15 protein-coding genes are annotated in these 19127 nt (G+C 75.2%); 8 read left to right on the top strand and 7 right to left on the bottom strand.

From position 1 onward, the window contains the following. Positions 1-70: 70 nt before the first annotated feature. On the top strand, positions 71-2407 hold the full coding sequence (locus tag IFT90_RS12425) for a glycoside hydrolase family 3 N-terminal domain-containing protein (protein ID WP_244644956.1): 2337 nt from the start codon (positions 71-73) through the stop codon (positions 2405-2407). A 141-nt stretch (positions 2408-2548) separates the two neighbouring features. Here the strand turns inward: IFT90_RS12425 and IFT90_RS12430 are convergent, their stop codons facing one another. Together IFT90_RS12430 and IFT90_RS17610 are read right to left on the bottom strand one after the other, a co-directional pair. Next, positions 2549-4018: a hypothetical protein gene (locus IFT90_RS12430; protein WP_192042520.1), complete on the bottom strand. Its 1470-nt coding sequence runs from the start codon at positions 4016-4018 to the stop codon at positions 2549-2551. Between the two features lie 29 nt (positions 4019-4047). Continuing rightward, entirely contained in the window at positions 4048-5016 is a 969-nt protein-coding gene (locus IFT90_RS17610) for a helix-turn-helix domain-containing protein (RefSeq protein WP_192042521.1), read from the bottom strand. A 110-nt stretch (positions 5017-5126) separates the two neighbouring features. Here IFT90_RS17610 and IFT90_RS12440 point away from each other — a divergent pair, with 110 nt between their 5' ends. Then, a complete protein-coding gene (locus IFT90_RS12440; protein WP_192042522.1) occupies positions 5127-5720 on the top strand; it encodes an isochorismatase family protein in 594 nt (197 codons plus the stop codon). A gap of 97 nt (positions 5721-5817) precedes the next feature. Here the strand turns inward: IFT90_RS12440 and IFT90_RS12445 are convergent, their stop codons facing one another. The 3 genes from IFT90_RS12445 to IFT90_RS12455 form a co-directional block, all read right to left on the bottom strand. Continuing rightward, the gene (locus IFT90_RS12445) at positions 5818-7362 is read right to left on the bottom strand and encodes a PepSY domain-containing protein (protein WP_192042523.1); all 1545 of its coding nucleotides are present in this window, start codon (positions 7360-7362) and stop codon (positions 5818-5820) included. Then, positions 7359-8153 carry a DUF1775 domain-containing protein gene (locus tag IFT90_RS12450; protein WP_192042524.1) on the bottom strand — a complete coding sequence of 265 codons (795 nt, stop codon included), beginning with the start codon at positions 8151-8153 and terminating at the stop codon, positions 7359-7361. The genes IFT90_RS12445 and IFT90_RS12450 overlap by 4 nt, the downstream gene beginning before the upstream one ends. A gap of 123 nt (positions 8154-8276) precedes the next feature. Further along, entirely contained in the window at positions 8277-8972 is a 696-nt protein-coding gene (locus tag IFT90_RS12455; RefSeq protein ID WP_244644940.1) for a hypothetical protein, read from the bottom strand. Here IFT90_RS12455 and IFT90_RS12460 point away from each other — a divergent pair. The 6 genes from IFT90_RS12460 (at position 8971) to IFT90_RS12485 (ending at position 16456) form a co-directional block, all read left to right on the top strand. Further along, a complete protein-coding gene (locus IFT90_RS12460) occupies positions 8971-9708 on the top strand; it encodes an SDR family NAD(P)-dependent oxidoreductase (protein ID WP_192042525.1) in 738 nt (245 codons plus the stop codon). The genes IFT90_RS12455 and IFT90_RS12460 overlap by 2 nt on opposite strands. A gap of 203 nt (positions 9709-9911) precedes the next feature. Then, positions 9912-10730, top strand: coding sequence for an SDR family oxidoreductase (locus tag IFT90_RS12465; RefSeq protein ID WP_192042526.1), 819 nt, complete (start codon positions 9912-9914; stop codon positions 10728-10730). Between the two features lie 207 nt (positions 10731-10937). After that, positions 10938-13883, top strand: a complete 2946-nt coding sequence (locus tag IFT90_RS17615; protein WP_192042527.1) for an Ig-like domain repeat protein — start codon at positions 10938-10940, stop codon at positions 13881-13883. A 134-nt stretch (positions 13884-14017) separates the two neighbouring features. Continuing rightward, positions 14018-14713 carry a DUF2071 domain-containing protein gene (locus tag IFT90_RS12475; protein WP_192042528.1) on the top strand — a complete coding sequence of 232 codons (696 nt, stop codon included), beginning with the start codon at positions 14018-14020 and terminating at the stop codon, positions 14711-14713. Between the two features lie 88 nt (positions 14714-14801). Then, the gene (locus IFT90_RS12480) at positions 14802-15839 is read left to right on the top strand and encodes an SDR family NAD(P)-dependent oxidoreductase (protein WP_192042529.1); all 1038 of its coding nucleotides are present in this window, start codon (positions 14802-14804) and stop codon (positions 15837-15839) included. Between the two features lie 23 nt (positions 15840-15862). Next, entirely contained in the window at positions 15863-16456 is a 594-nt protein-coding gene (locus IFT90_RS12485) for a TetR/AcrR family transcriptional regulator (RefSeq protein WP_192042530.1), read from the top strand. Positions 16457-16480: 24 nt separating this feature from the next. On the opposite strand, the gene IFT90_RS12490 is transcribed toward IFT90_RS12485, so the two are convergent. Both IFT90_RS12490 and IFT90_RS12495 read right to left on the bottom strand, forming a co-directional pair. After that, positions 16481-16765 carry a hypothetical protein gene (locus tag IFT90_RS12490; protein ID WP_192042606.1) on the bottom strand — a complete coding sequence of 95 codons (285 nt, stop codon included), beginning with the start codon at positions 16763-16765 and terminating at the stop codon, positions 16481-16483. Between the two features lie 174 nt (positions 16766-16939). Then, positions 16940-19123 (bottom strand): alpha-galactosidase, encoded by a 2184-nt coding sequence (locus IFT90_RS12495; protein WP_192042531.1) that lies wholly within the window; start codon positions 19121-19123, stop codon positions 16940-16942. Positions 19124-19127 lie beyond the last annotated feature (4 nt).

Genomic DNA, 19127 nt, shown 5'->3' on the forward strand with positions numbered 1-19127 from the left:
GGAGGCGCGGGCCGCGACGAGCGCGACCGGTCTGGTCCTCAGCGACCGCGTCCGCCGCCTCCTCGACGACATGTCGCTCGACGAGAAGCTGGCCCAGCTGGTCGGCTGGTGGGTCGACCAGGGCGGCGGCGCCGTGGCGCCGATGCAGGGCGCGATGACCCCCAGCGACGACTACGGAGCGGCGACCGAGCACGGGCTGGGGCACCTGACCCGGGTCTACGGGACGCGGCCGGTCGACCCGGTGCAGCGCGCCTCCTGGCTGTGGGAGGAGCAGCGCCGGCTGCGCACCGAGACGCGTCTCGGCATCCCGGCGATCGTGCACGAGGAGTGCCTGACGGGCCTGGCCGCCTGGCAGGCCGCGACGTTCCCGACGCCCCTCGCGTGGGGCGCCTCCTTCGATCCCGACCTCGTGGAGCGGATGGCGGCGCTGATCGGCGGCTCCATGCGCGAGCTCGGCGTGCACCAGGGCCTCGCGCCGGTGCTCGACGTGGTCCGCGACCCGCGGTGGGGACGCGTCGACGAGTGCATCGCCGAGGACCCGTACGTCGTGGGCACCATCGGCACCGCGTACGTGCGCGGCCTGCAGTCGGCCGGGGTGCACGCCACGCTCAAGCACTTCGTCGGCTACTCGCTCTCGGACGCGGGCCGCAACCACGCCCCGGCGAACGTCGGGCCGCGCTACCTCGCCGACGTGCTGCTGCCGCCGTTCGAGATGGCCGTGCGCGACGGCGGCGTCCGCTCGGTGATGAACTCCTACGCCGAGGTCGACGGCGTGCCCGTCGGGTCGACGCCCGAGTACCTGACCGACCTGCTGCGCGGCGAGTGGGGCTTCGACGGCGTCGTCGTGTCCGACTACTTCGCGGTGGCCTTCCTCGAGGTCATGCACGCCGTCGCCGCCGACCGCGGAGAGGCCGCCGCGCTCGCCCTCGAGGCGGGCATCGACGTCGAGCTGCCCACCGGCGACGCCTACCTCGCCCCGCTCGCCGAGCGCGTGCGGGCCGGGCTGGTCGACGAGACGCTGGTCGACCTCGCGGTCGCCCGCGTGCTCGCGGAGAAGGAGGAGCTCGGCCTGCTCGACGAGGCCGCCCTCGACGCCGCGGAGGCCGCGGGGCCGCCGACCGAGATCGACCTCGACAGCCCGGCGCACCGCGCGGTCGCGCGCCGCCTGGCCGACGAGTCGGTCGTGCTGCTCACGAACGACGGGGTGCTGCCGCTCGGCGGCGGCGCCGGGGCCGGCCCGAGCGCCGGCCCGGCCCGCGTCGCCCTGATCGGCCCGAACGCCGACAGCGCCGAGGCGCTGATGGGCTGCTACTCGTTCGTCAACCACGTCCTCGCGCACCACCCCGGGGTGCCCACGGGCATCGCGGTGCCGACCGTGGCGGAGGCGCTCCGCGAGGAGCTGCCCGCCGCCGAGCTCGTCGTCGTGCCCGGCTGCGAGGTCGAGGGCGCTCTCGACGCAGACGCCCGCGCGGGCATCGACGAGGCGGTCCGCGAGGCAACCGCCTCCGACGTCGCCGTCGTCGTGGTGGGCGACCGCGCCGGGCTCTTCGGCCGCGGCACCGTCGGCGAGGGCAACGACGTCGAGAGCCTCGAGCTGCCGGGACCGCAGCGCGACCTGGTGGAGGCGGTCGTCGCCTCCGGCACCCCTGTCGTGCTGGTCGTGCTGTCGGGTCGTCCCTACGCGATCGGCTGGGCGGTCTCCGGGCCGTCCGCCCCGGCGGCGGTCGTGCAGGCGTTCTTCCCGGGGGAGGAGGGCGGCCCCGCGATCGCCGGCGTGCTCTCGGGCAGCGTCGTCCCGTCGGGCCGGCTGCCCGTCTCGCTGCCGCGGTCAGCCGGTGCGCAGCCGTTCTCGTACCTGCACCCGCCGCTCGGCGGCCCGAGCGAGGTGACGAGCGCCGACAGCACCCCGGTGCTGCCGTTCGGCCACGGCCTGTCGTACACGACCTTCGAGCGGTCGGGGCTCGTCGTCGAGGCGGCCGACGGTCCGGGCCGCGCGGACCGCGACGGGGCGTCGGGCCGGTCGGGCGAGGTGCCCGCAGGAGGCGCGTTCACCGCGACCGTGACGGTGCGGAACACGGGCGGCCGGGCCGGCGCCGACGTGGTGCAGCTCTACGCGCACGACGTCGTCGCCTCGGTGACCCGTCCGGTCGCGCAGCTGCTCGGCTACGCCCGGGTCGAGCTCGAGCTGGGGCAGGAGGCGCGGGTCACGTTCCGCGTGCCGACGCAGCGCCTCGCGTTCAGCGACCGCCGGATGCGGCGCGTGGTCGAGCCCGGCGCCGTCGAGCTCTGGGTCGGTGCCTCGTGCGCCGAGCGCGAGACGGAGGCGTCGCTCGCGATCACCGGGCCGGTGCACCTCGTCGGGCCGGGCGACGCCCGCGTCGTCGCCGTCGAGGTCGAGCTGCACTGAGCCCGGCCCGCCGGCACGCGGCCCGGCCCCGAGCTGCACCCCTGAACCGGCGCTGCACCCCGTGATCCGGGGGTGCAGCGCCGGATCGGGGGTGTGGCTCGCGCCGTGCTCAGCCCGACCGCGGCTGGCGCCGGACGCGCTCTACCGCTGAGTCCGGCCGGGTCGGACGCCAGGGAAGCGCGCGTCCAGCTGCGCGTCGATCGCCTCCGCGAGGACGTCGCCGACGTCGATGAACACCGTCTCGGCGGCGTCCGACATCGCCGACCCCACAGGCTCGCCCCGGTCGAGTGGCTCGTCTCCCCCTGCGCCGGCGAGCCCGCGCTGCACCAGCACCTCGGCCGCGTCCACCAGCAGCCCGACGGTGTGGCCGTCCCGGCCGAGGGCGTCGAGCACGTCGCCCAGGACGAGGGGCGCCACGGCGTCGAGGGTGTGCGGCCACAGATCCTCCTGCTCCGGGTCGTCGAGCAGCTCCCACCACCCCGTCGTGAGCTGATGGAGCAGGGCCGGCTCCACGTACGAGAAGAGCGTCCTCCAGGGCGGCTTCCCGGCCAGGTCCTGCAGGGACGTGGGCAGCCCGGGCGAGCTCCGGGCGACGGCGGCGCCGACCCGCGTCCGGGCGAAGGGCGTCGCGGTCCGGAGCTCGGCACGTCGCTGCTCCGACTCGACGATCGCGGCGTACCAGGCGGGCAGGTGCTCCGGCGACCGGGGGTGCGTCTCGAGGTCGGCGACCCACTCCGCGTCGCCGGGGCGCGCGTCCGCGGCACGCTCGGGCGCGCGCCAGCGGTCGGTCGCCTGCAGGTGCGTGTGCGGCCGCATGTCGAGGTTGAGCCGCAGGTCGAAGGAGGCGTCCGGGAAGACGGTGAGGAACGCGCTCAGCCAGGCGCCCCGGTCCGGGTCGGTCGTGGTCTCCCGCAGGTCGCGGAGCAGGTCGTGGACCCTCGCCCCCACGAGCGGGTCGCCGCGGTGCACGGTGCCGTCACGCAGCAGCGTCGTGCCGGTGCTCCAGGAACTCCGGTCGAGCACGACGAACTCGTGGTCGGTCCGCGACCAGGCCAGGCCCCGGTGCGCGTCGACGACGTCCATGGCGAGCTGGCGGACGAGGAGGCGCGCCTCGCCGCGCGTCCCGGGCTCGAGCAGCTCGTCGTCGGAGCTCACGGGCCGCCGGACGGCCTTCGTCAGCCACGCCGGCGTGTGCCTGCGGGACCGGGGGAAGTCGGCGAGGTCCAGCACGAAGTCGGTGTCGTAGGGGAGCGGCGGCACGGGCCACGCGCCCGCGCGGGCGGTGTCGCGGAGGAACTCCGGGCGGCCGTCGTGGTCGTAGGAGAACGTCTCGTGCACCGTCTCGCCGGTGAGCCTCCGGCTCACGTGCAGCGACGCGACGAACCAGGCGCCCCGGTCGGCGGTCGCGGTCTCGCGGCGGAGGTCGACGAAGGTCGACCGCAGTTCGTCCGGCACCGGGACGAGCCGGCGCCCGTGCTGCGGGTGCGACGCGAAGATCCGGCAGGTCGTGATGCCGGCGACCTCGCCGAAGACGACGTCGAGGCCGTCCCACGGGACGCGGCCCGCCGCGCGGCGGGCCAGCTCGACGACGTCCTGTTCGAGGGGGTGCACGGACCCACGGTACCGACTGCCCCGCCCCGTCACCCGGCGCGGAACGCCTCGCGGTAGCGACCCGGCGAGACGCCGACCTCGCGGGTGAAGTGCTCGCGCATCACCGCGGCGTTGCCGAACCCCGCCGTGGTGGCGACCGTCTCGACCGGGCAGTCCGTCGCCTCCAGCAGGTCCCGGACGAGGGCGACGCGCTGGCGCGCGATCCAGGTGGAGACGGACGACCCGGTCCGCGCCCGGAACGCCCGGGTCAGGGAGCTGCGGCTCAGATGGGCGACCCCGGCGAGCACGTCGATGGTGAGCGGCTCGGCGAGGTGGGCGGTGGCCCAGGCGCAGGCACGCCCGACCGCGTCGTCGGTCGGGTCGAGGAGCACGGGCTGCTCGACGAACTGCGCCTGGCCGCCGGGACGGTGCGGCGCGGCGACGATCCGACGGGCGACGCCGTTGGCCACGGACCGGCCCGCGTGCTCGGCGAGGAGGTGCAGGCACGTGTCGATGCCCGCGCTCGCCCCGGCGCCGGTCAGCACCGAGCCCTCGTCGACGTAGAGCGCCGTCGCGTCGAGCTCGACGGCGGGGAAGCGACGGCGGAAGGCGTCGGCCCACCGCCAGTGGGTCGTCGCGCGGCGGCCGTCGAGCACGCCGGCGTCGGCCAGGACGAACACGCCGAGGCAGAGCCCGACGATCGTCGCGCCTCCCGCGTGGGCCCTGCGGATCGCGTCGACGACGAGGGCGGGCGCCGGAGCGGACGGGTCGCCCCACCAGGGCACGATGACGACGTCGGCCGTCTCGAGGGCCTCGAGCCCGTGCTCGACGACGATGCCGAAGCCCGCGCTCGTGGTGAGCGTGCCGGGCGTGGTCGTGCAGACCACGAGGCGCCAGTCGTCGCCGTCGCGAGCGACGAGGTCGTCTCCGGGGTCGTGGTCGAGCACGAGCGACGGCACGGAGAGGTGGAAAGGGCTGATGCCGTCGAACGCGACGACGGCCACGGAGCGTGACGACACGGGCCCCTCCTCGAGTCCGATCCGATCCCGGCGTCGGTCGACCCGGATGCACCTGGGCGGGTCGCGCCAGGTGGCCCAGAATCTAGCTCACCGACCTGAAAGGACATGACATGTCACCCTCCACCACCCTCCGCGACGTGAGCGACCTCCCGACGACACCTGCCGTCCTCGCCGACTCGACCGTGATCCTCGTCGACTACCAGGTCACCTACACGACGGGCGTCATGGAGCTCGAGGGCTGGGAGCCGGCCCTCGACGCCGCGGCCGACCTCCTCGCTCGTGCACGGTCCGCCGGCTCGACGGTCGTCCACGTCGTCCACGACGGCGGCTCGGGCACGCCCTACGACATCAGCGCTCCGATCGGCCAGGTGCACGAGCGCGTCGCACCGATCGACGGGGAGGCGGTGGTCGTCAAGAACGCGCCGAACGCCTTCGTGGGCACCGACCTCGGCGACGTCGTCGACGCGGCAGGCCACGCCGACGTCGTCGTCGCCGGCTTCATGACGCACATGTGCGTCACCTTCACCGCCGAGGGGGCCTTCCTCCGCGGGAACAGGCCGACAGTCGTCGCCGACGCCTCGGCCACTCGGTCGCTGCCCGGCGTCGACGGGCCCGTGGCGGCGCGCGACCTGCACCGTGCCGCCCTGGCGACGATCGGCGACCTCTACGCCGTCGTCGTGCCGACCGCCGCCGAGCTGGGCTGAGCTCGAGCCCCCTCCCCGCACCGCGCCACACCCCGGAACCCGCACCACACCCCGAGTGATCAAGGTGTCGTGCGGGTCCCGGGGTGTCCCGGCAGCGCTACGCGCGGGTGCGGGCCGCCGTCACGAGGGCGTCGACCACGATGAACAGCACGAGCCCGAGCCCGACCATGGGCAGGAACAGCCCCACCACGAGGCCGACGGCGACGACCGCGACGAGCCCCTGCCACGGGGCGCGGACGAGAGCGCCTGCGGGAGCAGGGCGTCCGGCACGGAGGCGGCCGGCACCTCCTGCAGGGCCTCGACGCCACCACATCAGGTAGCCGAACACGACCATCGCGGCGACCCCGAGGGCCGTCACGACCAGGAGGAGCTGGTTCGGCAGGCCGAACATGGTGCCCATGTGCGTGTCGACGCCCCAGCGGGCCAGCTTCGCCATCAGCGGGTGGTCGGCGAAGTCGGTCCGGTCGACGACGGCGAGCGTCGCTCCGTCGACCGCAGTGGAGTCGACCTGGGTCGGCCAGCTCCGCTTGATCTCGGTCACGGTCCAGGCGCTGTCCGCGTCGGCGGGCGGCTTGATCTCGACGAGGCCGGTGTCGACGTTCACCGTGCGCGCGACGGCGAGCACGTCGTCGAACAGGGCCGGGTCGACGTCGGAGACGCCGGGGGCGGCCGCTCCGTGGTGACCGGCGTGGGGGTCGGCAGCGACGCCCGCGGCGTCGGATGCAGCGCCTCCTGTCGTGCCTGTGCCTGCGCTGGTGCCCTCGGCCGGCAGGGCGGTGTCGAGCATGGGAGCGGTCCAGCTGAGTGCGGCGCGCAGCGCGGTGACGTTGTCGCCGGCGTGCTGGGACCAGGTGATGCCCGTCGCCGAGAGGAACAGGGCGCCGACCGTCAGCACGACGCCGACGGACGCGTGCCACGAGAACAGCCGCCGCAGTCCCGTCGCGCGCAGGTCGGGACGTACGAGGTCGCGTCGTGCCCGGGCTCGTGCCTGCCCTGGCCCACGTGCCCTGAGGCGTCGAGCGATCCAGAGGCCGAGGCCTGCCAGCACGACGACGCCGAGCCAGCTGGCGGCGAGCTCGCTGTACAGGCGGCCGACGTCGCCGAGCCCGAGGCTGCGGTGCAGGTCGGAGATCGTCGTACGCAGCGGCAGCGAGCCGCTCGTGCCGTAGACGGGCAGGTCGCCGCGGATCTCCGCCGTCGCCGGGTCGACGAAGATCGCCCGGGTCTGGCTCTCGATCAGGTCGTCGCCGGTGAACAGCACGCGCGTGGTGTCGCCCGGCTCGGGTGCGGGACGCACGGCGACGAGCTCGCCGCCGTCGCCGACCACCCGCTCGGCCGCCTCGACCTGGTCGGCGAGCGGCAGCGCCGGCCCGGTGCCCGGAGCCGTCAGCTCGTCGGCGTAGACGACCTGCTCGAGCGTCGGCGCGAGCGCGTAGGCCGCGCCGGTCAGGGCCGCGACGAGGATGAACGGCCCCACCACGATCGCCGCCCAGAAGTGCAGGCGCAGCAGCAGCGGGCCGAGCCAGCTGCCGATCCCGCCGGGTGCGCGGGGCTCGCGAGCGGGGGCGCTGTCCCTCGCCCGGGCTGTTCCGTCTCGTGACGGATCAGCGGGAGCGGGGACGGGCGGGGCGCTCGCGCTCATCGGCGGGCCTCCGCAGCGCGACGGCGCAGGGTCGTCGTGAGCAGGACGAGCCCGACGACTCCCACGACGAGGGCACCCACGGCGAGGGCCCTGGCGGTCTCGTCGACGGGAGCAGGTGCCGAGGAGGCGGCGGCCGCCTCCTGCGAGCCGGTCGCGGCGTCGGTGCCGCTGGCACCCGCTCCGCCGCCGTCCGCGTCGGTCAGGGTCAGGACGGGCGCCGGCGACGCGGGCTCCGCCTCGGAGCCCGGCTCGGCGACCTCGACCCAGTCGTACGAGCCGACCTCGCAGGTCTGCACGGTGGGGAACGCGACGAGGTCGCCTGCCGCTCCCCCGACCGGGAGCAGGGCCGAGACGGCGACCGTGTCGCGGAAGCCGTCGGGGAGGGCGGAGCCCGGGTCGGCCGTCCAGGTGACGGTCGTGCCGGTGGCCGTCCCAGTGTCGGTGCTGGTGCCGGTGTCGGTCTCGGCGGTGTCGGCGGTCTCGGCACCGACTGCTGCGACGGCCGGCACCTCGGTGATCGACCAGCCGGGCTTGACGGTCGGCGTCACGGCCTGGACCTCGGCGGGGAACGTGACGGCGAGGGAGGTGGTGGGGGATCCCTCGCAGCCGTGGCCGACCGCGAAGGTCAGCACGCTGAGCGCCGCGGGCGCGGTCGACGAGGCCTCGAGCTCGACGTGGGCCTGGGCCGTGAGGGGCGCGGCGACGGCGAGGGCGAGCCCCGCGGCGGACGCGACGACGGTGCCGACGACGAGGGTGCGGGCAGGGGAGGTGGTGCGGGCGCGTGGGCGCATGGAGGTGTCCTTCGGGCAGGCGGGGCGGACCCCGCGGCGACAGGGGAGGCCGTCCGGGCCGGACCGGCGGGAGCGGTCGGGCACGCACGACGCCGCGCCCGCCGTCAGGAGGCGTGCGCGGCTCTAGGTCGTCGCCGGCGCGGGCGGCCCGCGCAGGGCTCGCGTGGTCGCGAGCAGCAGGGTGACGAGCGGTCGCGGGGCACGCTCGACGCGCACGGCGCCGCGCGGCCGGTGCGGCACGACGAGCGCCGTCACGCGGACGACGAGCCGCACGAGCACCAGCCCCAGCGCGCGGACGAGCTGCCGCACGGCCGACGTCCCTACGCGGAGCGACGCGATCGTCACGAGGCCGGCCACGACGTGCGCGCCGACCATGCTGCCGTCGTGGGCTCCGGCGGCGAGCTCGGGCAGCACGGCGGCTCCGGGGAGGTGGTGGCCGGCGTGCGTGCCGCCCGCGCCTCCTGCGCCCTGGTCGTCGGTCATCGGGGCCATGCCGCCCGCGAGCGTGAAGACGGCGTGCAGCAGGCCCTGGGTCGCCGCGACGGCGACGACGAGCCGAGGGAGCGTCACGCGGCGGCCGCCGAGCGCGAAGCAGACGAGCACGCTGACGACGACGGCGGTGCCGAGCAGCAGCGCGGGAGGGAACGTGCCGCCGCCGAGGGCGTGCGCGGCGGCCGTGACGAGGGTACTGACGCCCGCGGACAGGGCGGCGCGCAGCATGCGCTGCCGACGTGCGTCCACGGGGGCCTCCTGGGGGTCGGGCTCCACGGTAGCCGAGCGGGGGACGGTGTCGGGGGCAGGGTGCAGGATGGGCCGCATGGCACACCTCCTCGTCACCGGTTCCTCCGACGGCCTCGGGCACGGCTCGGCCGCGGCCCTCCTCGAGCAGGGGCACGACGTCGTCGTGCACGTACGGGGCGAGCAGCGGAGGGAGGCGGTGGCCGGCCTCCTCGAGCGTGGCGCGCGCCTCCTCGTCGCCGACTTCGGGGTGCGCGACGACGTCCTCAGCGCCGTCGCCGAGCTGAACGACGGCCCGGCCCTCGACGGCGTCGTGCACAACGCCGGCGTCTACTCGGGCGCGCCGCTGATCCCGGTCAACGTGGTCGCGCCGTACCTGCTCACCGCCCTGCTCGAGCACCCGACGCGGCACGTCTACCTCAGCAGCGGGATGCACCGCAGCGGCACCGCCTCCCTCGACGGGATCGACTGGGCCGGCGGGCGCGCGACGGGCAGCTACTCCGACAGCAAGCTCTTCGTGACGGCCCTGTCGGCCGCGGTCGCGCGCCGGTCGCCGGGCCTGTTCACCGCCTCCGTCGACCCGGGGTGGGTCGCGACGAAGATGGGCGGCCCCTCGGCCCCCGACGACTTCGAGCTGGGCCACCGCACGCAGGACAGGCTGGTCGTCGGCGAGGGCGCCGACTCCGGCGTCAGCGGCGCGTACTGGCACCACGATCGGCAGCAGCAGCCGGAGGCCGCGGCGCTCGACGAGGCGTTCCAGAACGAGCTGCTCGCCGCGCTCGCCGAGGCCACCGGCGTGGAGCTGCCGCACCGCTGACGCGGACGCCGCCCCGCCAGCTGCGGGGACGCCGGCCGCCGCCTCCATGGGGACGACGCGTCCGGCTGACGTCGTGCAGGGCGACAGGTGACGTTGATGGCGACAGGTGTAGCGTATAAGCCGATCTCGTGCGCGAGCACGCGGTCAGGACTCGCCGCACCGCTGAGCTCCGAGCCCTTCATCGTCGAAGTCAGGAGAGCACCATGACCACCACGCCCGCACCTGTCCCCACGCCCGCCGTCGACCGCTTCGCCGGCAAGGTCGTCCTCATCACCGGCGGGGGCTCCGGCCTCGGCCGTGCCGCCGCCGTCCGCCTGGCCGCGGAGGGCGCCTCCCTCGCCCTCGTCGACGTCAGCGAGAAGGGCCTCGCCGACAGCGTCGAGGCGATCCGGTCGTCCACGCCCGACGCCGAGGTGCTGACCGTCGTCGCCGACGTGTCGAAGGAGGCGGAGGTCGACTCCTACGTCACCGCCACCCTCGAGCGCTTCTCGCGCATCGACGGCTTCTTCAACAACGCCGGCATCGAGGGCCGCCAGAACCTCACCGAGGACTTCACGGCCGACGAGTTCGACAAGGTCGTGGCGATCAACCTGCGCGGCGTGTTCCTCGGCCTCGAGAAGGTGCTCGCGGTGATGCGCCGTCAGGGCTCGGGCATGGTCGTCAACACGGCGAGCGTCGGCGGGATCCGCGGCGTCGGCAACCAGTCCGGCTACGCCGCGGCCAAGCACGGCGTCGTCGGCCTGACCCGCAACTCGGCCGTCGAGTACGGCCGGTTCGGCATCCGCATCAACGCGATCGCCCCCGGTGCCATCTGGACGCCGATGGTCGAGGCCTCCATGACGCAGATCAGCGCCGATGACCCCCGCGGTGCGGCCGAGCAGTTCATCCAGGCCAACCCCACGAAGCGCTACGGCGAGGCACCTGAGATCGCGTCGGTCGTCGCGTTCCTCCTCTCGGACGACGCCTCCTACGTCAACGCGGCCGTCGTGCCGATCGACGGCGGGCAGTCCGCGGCGTACTGACGTCCCGGGGCGCGGGGCACGGGGCACGGGGCACGGGGCACACCCGAGCAGGCGGCACATCATGCTCCCGGGCGACGCGGCAGGACGCCCCCAGTTGTGGTCAGAACGACCGTCCTGAGTGATCCTCGCCAGTATCGTCGGCTCGACACTCGTGGTCACCGTGGCGGCGCTGGGCCGCCACGGTCCTCTCCCCACCAAAGGTCCCCTGTGCCCCGAACGCCCCGCGTCGCGCTGCCGTCGCGCCCGCTCCGCTCGTCCGTCTCACCCTCCACCCGATCCGCTCGCCGCACCTCCGTCGCCCGTCTCGGCACCGCCGCGGTCGCGGTCGTGGCCGTCGCCGCCCTGGGCCTGACCGGCACGAGCACCGCGCTGGCGGCGGACGCCCCGGCCGCCCCGGTGCAGACCACCTTCGTCGACGAGGGCTTCACGGGCACGACCGCCGGTTCCGGCTACGTGCTGCCCACCTCGCCGTCGGGCACGAACTCGGCGTGCCTCACCGGCAAGCCGACCCGAGCGACCTCGCCGGACGACTCGCTGCCCGGCTGCGTCACGCCCCTCGACGCCGCCGGCCAGGGCGCGCTCCGCCTCACCAGCGCCGAGCTGAACCGCACGGGCGGCGTCGGCGCCCGTCAGTCGGTCCCGATCACCAAGGGCATCGACGCGATCTTCGACAGCTACCAGTACAACGGCACCGCCGACGGCACGGGCACCACCGCCGACGGCATCGTGTTCTACCTCGCGGCGACCGACCCCTACGCACCGGCCGTGCCCCAGCAGATCGGCCAGCTCGGCGGATCGCTCGGCTACAGCGGGACGCGCTCGGGCTCGGGCCTCGCCAACGCCTACCTCGGCATCGGCCTCGACCGCTACGGCAACTTCGTCGCCCCCGACTTCCAGGGCACCGGCTGCTCGACGCCCTCGCCGCAGCGGGTCCGGACCCCGGACAGCGTGACCGTGCGCGGCCCCGGCAACGGGACGACCGGCTACTGCGTCGTCTCGTCCGCGAAGCTGCAGGGCGGCTCGCTCAGCAAGGCCGGCGTGACCGACCGGGACCAGGCCAAGGTGCCCGTCGAGATCCTCATCAACCCGACCGCCCAGCCCCTCACGGGCAGCCGCGCCACGGACGTGACCGTCGCGCCCGGCCAGTACTCCGTCGTCTTCACGCCGATCGGAGGCGCCCGCCAGGTCCTGACCGGCGACCTGCCGAAGCTCGGGGCGTCGAACGTCGCGGGCATCCCCTCCTCCTGGATCGACCAGGCCACCGGGTTCCCCTACAAGCTCACCTACGGCTGGGTCGCCGGCACCGGCGGCGCCTCCGACGTCCATGAGGTCAACTACCTGAAGGCGCAGACCCTGGCCGGGCCCGTGCCCGTCCTGTCGGCGACCGCCGCCGACGTCACGATCGCCCGCGGGACGCAGGGCGTGCACGCCGTGACCCCGACGGTCTCGGAGCAGGGCGGCAGCGAGTCGCAGCCGATCCGCACGACGACCACGTTCCCCGTCGGCGTGACCCCCGCCTCCTCGTTCGACCCCGGCGACGGCTGGACCTGCGACGTCGCAGGGCAGGAGGTCATCTGCGAGTTCGTGCCCACGACGGAGCTCGCGCCCGGCACGACCCTCCCGGCCGTGCGCGTGCCGGTCACCACGTCGGGGACGGCACGTGCCCTGAGCGTCTCGACCGTCGTCGCCTCGCGCGACGCCGAGGCCCGCACGGTCGCCTCCGTCGTGACCGTGCCGGTGCAGGCCGTCGTCGGCACGTCCTCCGACGTCGCGGCCCAGCGCGGCGTCGAGACGATGCTCCGCGCGACGTTCTCGTCGACCTCGGCCGGCGCGACGACGCCCTCCGGCCTCGCCGTGTTCCGAGAAGCCGAGACCGGTGTCGAGCTGTGCTCGGCGAAGCTCGACGGCACCGGCGCCGCCGCGTGCTCGACCAGGCCGGCCGAGGTGGGGACGCGCGGCGTCGTCGTCTCGTACGCCGGGAACTCCGACCACGCCGCGGCGTCGACCACCTTCGACCTGGTCGTCGCCCGGAGCGCCACCGCGACGGGCCTCGCAGAGCCCACGCAGGAGGCGCGTCACGGCGTCCCGACGACGCTGACGGCCACGGACCTGCCTGCCGACGCGACCGGCACGGTCGACTTCGTCGCGGCGGACGGCACCGTGCTCTGCACGGCGACCCTCCCGGCGACGTCGTGCGACGCCCCGGCCGACCTGGCCGCTGGTGACCACCAGGTGTCGGCGCGCTACTCGGGCGACGGCGACCACGAGGGCTCGACCTCGGCGCCTCGCGGTCTCCGCGTGGCCAAGGGGACGGCCGTGATCGGCGCGCCCGCGACGGGCGGCGGCACGGGCGACGGCACCGGCACGGGCACGGGCGACGGCGACGGCCCTGACGAGGCCGACACGACCGTCGAGGTCGTGCACGGGCAGCCGGCGGTCCTCGACTCCGAGGGCGTCCCCGCCGGGGCGACCGGGACCATCGTCTACACGACGGCCGACGGCGCAGTCCTCTGCACCGCGACGCTGCCCGACACCTCCTGCACCGTGCCCGCCGGGCTCCACGGCGGCACCCACGTGGTCCGCGCGGTCTACAGCGGCGACGCGAACTACGACCCTGCCGAGGGCGAGCCGTTCGACCTGGTCGTCGCCCCCGAGCCGACGTCGCCGACGGTCGGCACGTCCGGGGCAGGCGCCGTCGCCGGCAGCCCGGTGCGCCTCGTGGTGTCCGGCCTGCCCCGGGGCGCCACCGGCACGGTCGTGTTCCGCGAGGGCGACACCGTGCTCTGCACCGTGGTCCTGCCGGCCGACGGCTGCGACGTGACGGGTCTCGCTGCCGGCACCCGCTCGATCACGGCCGACTACAGCGGCGACGCCGACTTCGCCGCCTCGAGCGTCACGACCACGGTCGTCGTCGCGGCCGCTCCGGTGCCCGCCGCGCCCGCCGCGGGACAGGCAGGGGCGCCGTCCGCGCCCGCCGCCTCCTCGTCGGACGCTGCCGGCAGCTCGGCCGCAGCGGCGGCCTCGGCCCTCGCCTTCACCGGCAGCTCGGTCATGACGACGCTCGCGCTCTCGCTCGGAGCGGCCCTGCTGCTGGCCGGCCTCGTGCTGGTGCTGGCTCGCCGCCTCCGTCGCCAGGGATCGTCGCAGGGCTGAGCCTCCGCGGCCTGCAGGGGCAGGTCGAGCCCGAGACGGGCGAGTTCGTCGGTCTCGGGCTGTCGCGGCAGCCCGGCTGCGACGGACTCGCTCGTCTGCGGCACGCCGCGCGCGGTGGGGCGTAGAACGGACGCGTGTCCGCCGCCCCGCCGCTCCCGCACCGACCTGTCACGCAGCACGACTGGCGCGAGGTCGTCGGCCTGCACTGGCGGGTCGAGCCCGACCGCGTCGCCCCGCTCGTGCCGCCCGGCACCCGCCCCGACGAGCACGACGGCGCGGCCTGGGCCAGCCTCGTCGCCTACCGCTTCGTCGACAGCACCGTGCCGCCCCTGCCGAGGCTCGGCCGCCTCGGCACCATGACCGAGATCGTGGTGCAGCTCGCGACGGTCGACGACGCCGGCAGGCAGGGCGTCGCCTACCGGTCGATCGACACGCAGCACCTCCCCGCCGTGCTCGCCGCGCGCACGATCGGCCTGCCCTACGTCTGGGCCCGGGCCGGGTCCCGCGTGCGGCCGGACGACGTCGCGCACCGCACGCAGCGGCACCGAGGAGGTGCGGGCAGCCTCGTGCGCGTCGCCCCGGGCGACGAGGCGGTCGCGCCCGACCCGGCCCTCGAGTTCCTGACGGAGCGCTGGGGCGTGCACGCCCCCTCCTTCGGCTCGACGCGCTGGTGGCGGAGGGCCCACGAGCCCTGGCCCCTGCGGACCGCGACGGTGACCCGCCTCGACGACGAGCTGCTCGCGGCGGCCGGCCTGCCCGGCCTCGTCGACCGCGAGCCCGACCTCACGACGTGGTCGCCCGGCGTCGTCGTCCGGTACTCGCGCGGCTGACCCCTCGCGCGGCTGACGCTCAGCCTCCGCCCCTACGCTCGCCGAACCGAGACGATCAGTCTCGTTACACGCGAGGAAGCGAGACACCATGACCACGAACGACCGCCCGCTGACCGGCTCCACCTCCATCGGCGACTGGCTCGACCACCCCGAGGGCGGCGCCCTCGTCCGTGAGGTGCTCGGGCAGGGAGGCGCGTTCGACGAGTCGTCGCTCGCTCCCGTCCGCGGCCTGCCGCTGCAGCAGCTCGTCGCGCTGAGCCAGGGCCAGCTGCCGCAGGCCCTCGTCGACGACCTCGTGCTCCGGGCCAACGGCGGCGTGGTCCCCGAGGAGGCGGCGGGCGACGACGACACCGGCCCCTGGCGCGAGAAGGCCACGCCGGGCCGGTTCACGGGCAAGACCGTGGTCGTGACCGGCGCGGCCTCCGGGATCGGCCGGGCGACCGCCTCCCGCGTGGCCCGCGAGGGCGGCCGCGTCGTCGCCGTCGACCTGTTCGCCGACAAGCTGGAGGCGCTCGTCGCCGACCTGCCCGGCATCGACGTCCCCCTCGTCACGGTCGTCGGCGACATCACGGCGCAGGACGACGTCGACCGCATCGTCGCCGCCGCCGACAGGCGCATCGACGCCCTCGCGAACATCGCGGGCATCAACGACGACTTCTCGCCGCTGCACGAGACGAGCGACGCGATGTGGGACAAGGTCATCGCCGTCAACCTCACCGGCGCGTTCAAGCTCTCGCGGGCGGTGCTGCCGCTCATGCAGGAGGCGGGCCGCGGCTCGGTCGTCAACGTCGCCTCCGAGGCGGGGCTGCGCGGCAACGCCTCGGGCAACGCCTACACGGTGTCGAAGCACGGCGTGGTCGGCCTGACGAAGTCGGCCGCCTTCATGTACGCGGGCCAGGGCATCCGGGTCAACGCGGTGGCGCCCGGCGGCGTCGCGACGGGCATCCCGTTCCCCGCGGCCGTGTCCGAGGTCGGGTCGGCCCGGCTGCGGCCGTTCCAGGCGGCGATCCCGAGCGTCGCGACCGCCGAGGAGCTGGCGGCGTCGATCACGTTCCTGCTCAGCGACGACGCGGTCAACATCAACGGCGCGATCCTCGCGAGCGACGGCGGCTGGTCGGTGCAGTAGCGGCGATCGGCCAAGCTGGAGCCATGACCACGACACGACCCGGCCGGGCTCGCAGCGAGGAGGCGCGCCTCGCGATCCTGCTGGCGGCCCGCGACGAGCTCGCCGAGCGAGGATACGACAAGCTCTCGCTCGACCGGGTCGCGGCGGCGGCCGGCGTCGGCAAGCAGACGATCTACCGCTGGTGGTCGTCGAAGGCGGCGCTCGTGGCCGAGGGCGTCCTCGAGGGGCACCTGATGCCCGGCCTCGCCGTGCCGAGCCCCGAGACCGACAGCGACGACGTCTGGGCCGACGTCGCCGGGTGGCTGCGCGACTTCGGCCGGGCGCTCGCGACGCCGTCGACGTCCGCCCTGCTGAGGGCGACGTCGGCGGCCACGGCAGAGGACGACGAGGTGGCGGCTCGCTACGACGAGCAGCTCACGACGGTGACGAGGGTGGCCCTCGAGTCCCGGTTCGACCGCGCGGCGGAGGCAGGCCAGGTACGTGCGGACGCCCCGATCGCGACGGCGGTCGAGGCGTTGGTGGGTCTCCTCAGCTACCACATCGTGACGCGGCGGGAGCTGACGGAGGAGTCGATCGACGGCGTCGTCCGACTCCTCCGGGACGGCGTCGGCGCCTGAGGCCTGGGCCCGGCCGACGGCGGACTACTGCTTGGGCGGGCCCGGCTTCGGGTGCCCGGGGATCGAGTCGCCCGAGAGGTTCAGGTCGGCGGGGTCGACGTCGATCGTGCCGACGTCGTCGGGCCCGCCCGAGCCGGGCAGGGTCTTGACGGCGTCCTGGTCGATGTCGTCGTCGATCGCGGGGGAGTCCGACACGGGCGTCGACTGCATCTCCTCCACGGTCTCCTCGCTGGTCGCGGTCGAGGTGGTGGGGTCGTCGGTCTCGTGCTTCGCCTCGGAGGGGCGAGTGGTGTGATCGTCGTTGGTCATGGGCGCGAGCGTACGCCGTGTCCCGAGGGGCCACACCCAGGAGGCGGTGGTCGCCTTCCGAGGGACTCGCTCGCTTCATGGGGGAAAAGGGACGACATGGACGGGGGCCCACGTCCATGTCGTCCCTTCTCGCCTACGACTCGCGAGGGGCGGGTCGGGGCCGGCCCGCGCCTCCTACAGGGCGGTCGCGCGCAGCAGCAGCAGCTGCTCGGGGTGCAGCGCGGGCAGCTGCAGCCCCTGCTCGGCGAGCACGCCGCCCGACAGCACGACGCCCCCGTCCACGATCCACGGCGGCGGCGAGTCGGACCGCGTGCGCGGCACGTCGCCGGGCGCCTGCAGCTCGACGCGGTACCGGCGTGCCGGATCGAGCCCCGGCAGCGGCACGGACCCCGTCGCCGAGGTGAGCGGCGTCGTCAGCTGGACGAAGGCGAAGAGGGCGTCCGACCCGTCCTGCGACACGACGCCGTGCAGGAGCGACGACTCGTCGACGTGGTCGGCGCGCACGACGCGACCGGTGTGCACGAGCGGTCGCACCTCCTTGTAGAGGTCGACCCAGCGGGCGAGCTCGGCGCGCTCGTCGGCGGAGGCGCTGGAGACGTCCCACTCGATGCCGAAGTGGCCGAACAGCGCGGTGCCCGCGCGGAACGCGAGGGTGTGCGTGCGGCCCGTCGAGTGCGAGTGCGGCGAGCCGACGTGCGAGCCGACGATCTCGCCGGGCAGCAGCTGCGAGGTCCAGCGCTGGATCTGCTGGCGCTCGAGCGGGTCGATGTTGTCGCTGGCCCAGACCCGGTCGGTGCGCTCGAGCACGCCGAGGTCGGCTCGGGCACCGCCGGACGAGCACGACTCGATCTCGACGGCCGGGAACCGCCCGCGCAGCTCGTCGAGCAGGCGGTAGAGCGCGAGGGTCTGCTCGTGCACGCCCGGCGTGCCGGTGGGGGAGTGGCCGGCCTCGAGCAGGTCGCGGTTGTGGTCCCACTTGACGTACGCGACGTCGTGCGAGCCGAGCAGGTCGGTGAGTCGCTCGAGCAGGTACGCGTACGCCTCGGGGTGCCCGAGGTCGAGCACCTGCTGGCTGCGGCCGGTCATGGGGAGCCGGCCGGCCGGCGCGAGCATCCACTCGGGGTGCGCGCGGGCCAGGTCGCTGTCGGGGTTGACCATCTCGGGCTCGACCCAGATGCCGAAGTCGAGGCCGAGCTCGCGGACAGCGTCGATCAGCGGCTCGAGGCCGTCGGGCCAGACCGTCTCGTCGACGAACCAGTCGCCGAGGCCGGCCGTGTCGTCGCGTCGCCCGCGGAACCAGCCGTCGTCGAGCACGAACCGCTCGGCGCCGACCTCGGCGGCCGCGCGGGCGAGCTCGACGAGCCGGTCGAGGTCGTGGTCGAAGTACACGGCCTCCCAGGTGTTGAGGACGACGGGCCGCGGCGACGAGGGGTGCCCGGGGCGCGACCGGAGGTGCTCGTGGAACCGTGCCGCGGCGGCGTCGAGGCCTCGCCCCCAGGAGGCGTAGACCCACGGCCCCTGGTACGTCTCGCCGGCCGCGAGCCGCACCTCGCCGGGCAGCAGCAGCTCGCCGCCGCCGATCACGCTCGTGCCGCTCGCCATGCGCTCGGCGTACTCGCGGTGGTCGCCGCTCCACGCGACGTGCAGCGTCCACACCTCGCCGGACGAGAAGCCGAAGCCGGGCGTGCCGGCGGCCAGCACCAGGGAGGCGTCGGCCCCGGTCCGCCCGCGCCGCGAGTCGCGCAGGTGCGCGCCCACGACGAACGGCAGCCGCTGCGGGGCGCGCTCGCGGCCCCACCGGCCGGCGAGGTCGAGCACCTCCTGGGCGCGCCGGGGCACGGGCAGGGCGACCTGCAGCGAGTCGACGACGAACTCGTCGCCGGAGGTGCGGGTGACCGCGGCACGGCTGCGCAGCAGCCCGGACCCGAGCAGCTCGACGACGACGTCGACCGCGAGGCCCGACTGCTCGTCGACGCCGTGCACGGTGAGGACGCGGCCCTCGAGCGTGGTGGCCTCAGCCCGGAAGAGCGGCGTCCACGCCGTCCCCGCGCTGTGCCCCTCGAGGCCGGGCTGGCCCCGCCAGCCGCCCGAGGCGAGCGGCAGCAGCTCGACGACCTCGGGCTCGTCGAGCTCGTTCGGCACGACGCCGGCGAGGCCGCCGCGGACGACGGCGTCGAGCTCGTCCGCCGACAGGTCGCCGAGTGCGGCGCCCCACCAGGCGACGACGGGCAGGCGGCCCGCGCCGAGGTCGAGCACGACGCTCACGCCGCCGGAGGTCAGGTGGACCACCGAGGGGACCGCAGTCGCGGTCGGCTCGGCGGTCGCGGGGGTGGTCGTGGGGTCGGACGGCGTCGTCATCGTG

Source organism: Frigoribacterium sp. CFBP 8766, assembly GCF_014841435.1.
Taxonomy (GTDB): Bacteria; Actinomycetota; Actinomycetes; order Actinomycetales; family Microbacteriaceae; genus Frigoribacterium.

Coding starts and splice junctions, on each gene's coding strand:
- IFT90_RS12460 (WP_192042525.1), top strand. CDS start 8,971: ATGGCACACCTCCTCGTCACCGGTTCCTCCGACGGCCTCGGGCACGGC.
- IFT90_RS12480 (WP_192042529.1), top strand. CDS start 14,802: ATGACCACGAACGACCGCCCGCTGACCGGCTCCACCTCCATCGGCGAC.
- IFT90_RS12485 (WP_192042530.1), top strand. CDS start 15,863: ATGACCACGACACGACCCGGCCGGGCTCGCAGCGAGGAGGCGCGCCTC.
- IFT90_RS12450 (WP_192042524.1), bottom strand. CDS start 8,153: ATGCGCCCACGCGCCCGCACCACCTCCCCTGCCCGCACCCTCGTCGTC.
- IFT90_RS12495 (WP_192042531.1), bottom strand. CDS start 19,123: ATGACGACGCCGTCCGACCCCACGACCACCCCCGCGACCGCCGAGCCG.
- IFT90_RS12440 (WP_192042522.1), top strand. CDS start 5,127: ATGTCACCCTCCACCACCCTCCGCGACGTGAGCGACCTCCCGACGACA.
- IFT90_RS12455 (WP_244644940.1), bottom strand. CDS start 8,972: ATGCGGCCCATCCTGCACCCTGCCCCCGACACCGTCCCCCGCTCGGCT.
- IFT90_RS12445 (WP_192042523.1), bottom strand. CDS start 7,362: ATGAGCGCGAGCGCCCCGCCCGTCCCCGCTCCCGCTGATCCGTCACGA.
- IFT90_RS12490 (WP_192042606.1), bottom strand. CDS start 16,765: ATGACCAACGACGATCACACCACTCGCCCCTCCGAGGCGAAGCACGAG.
- IFT90_RS12465 (WP_192042526.1), top strand. CDS start 9,912: ATGACCACCACGCCCGCACCTGTCCCCACGCCCGCCGTCGACCGCTTC.
- IFT90_RS12425 (WP_244644956.1), top strand. CDS start 71: ATGTCGCTCGACGAGAAGCTGGCCCAGCTGGTCGGCTGGTGGGTCGAC.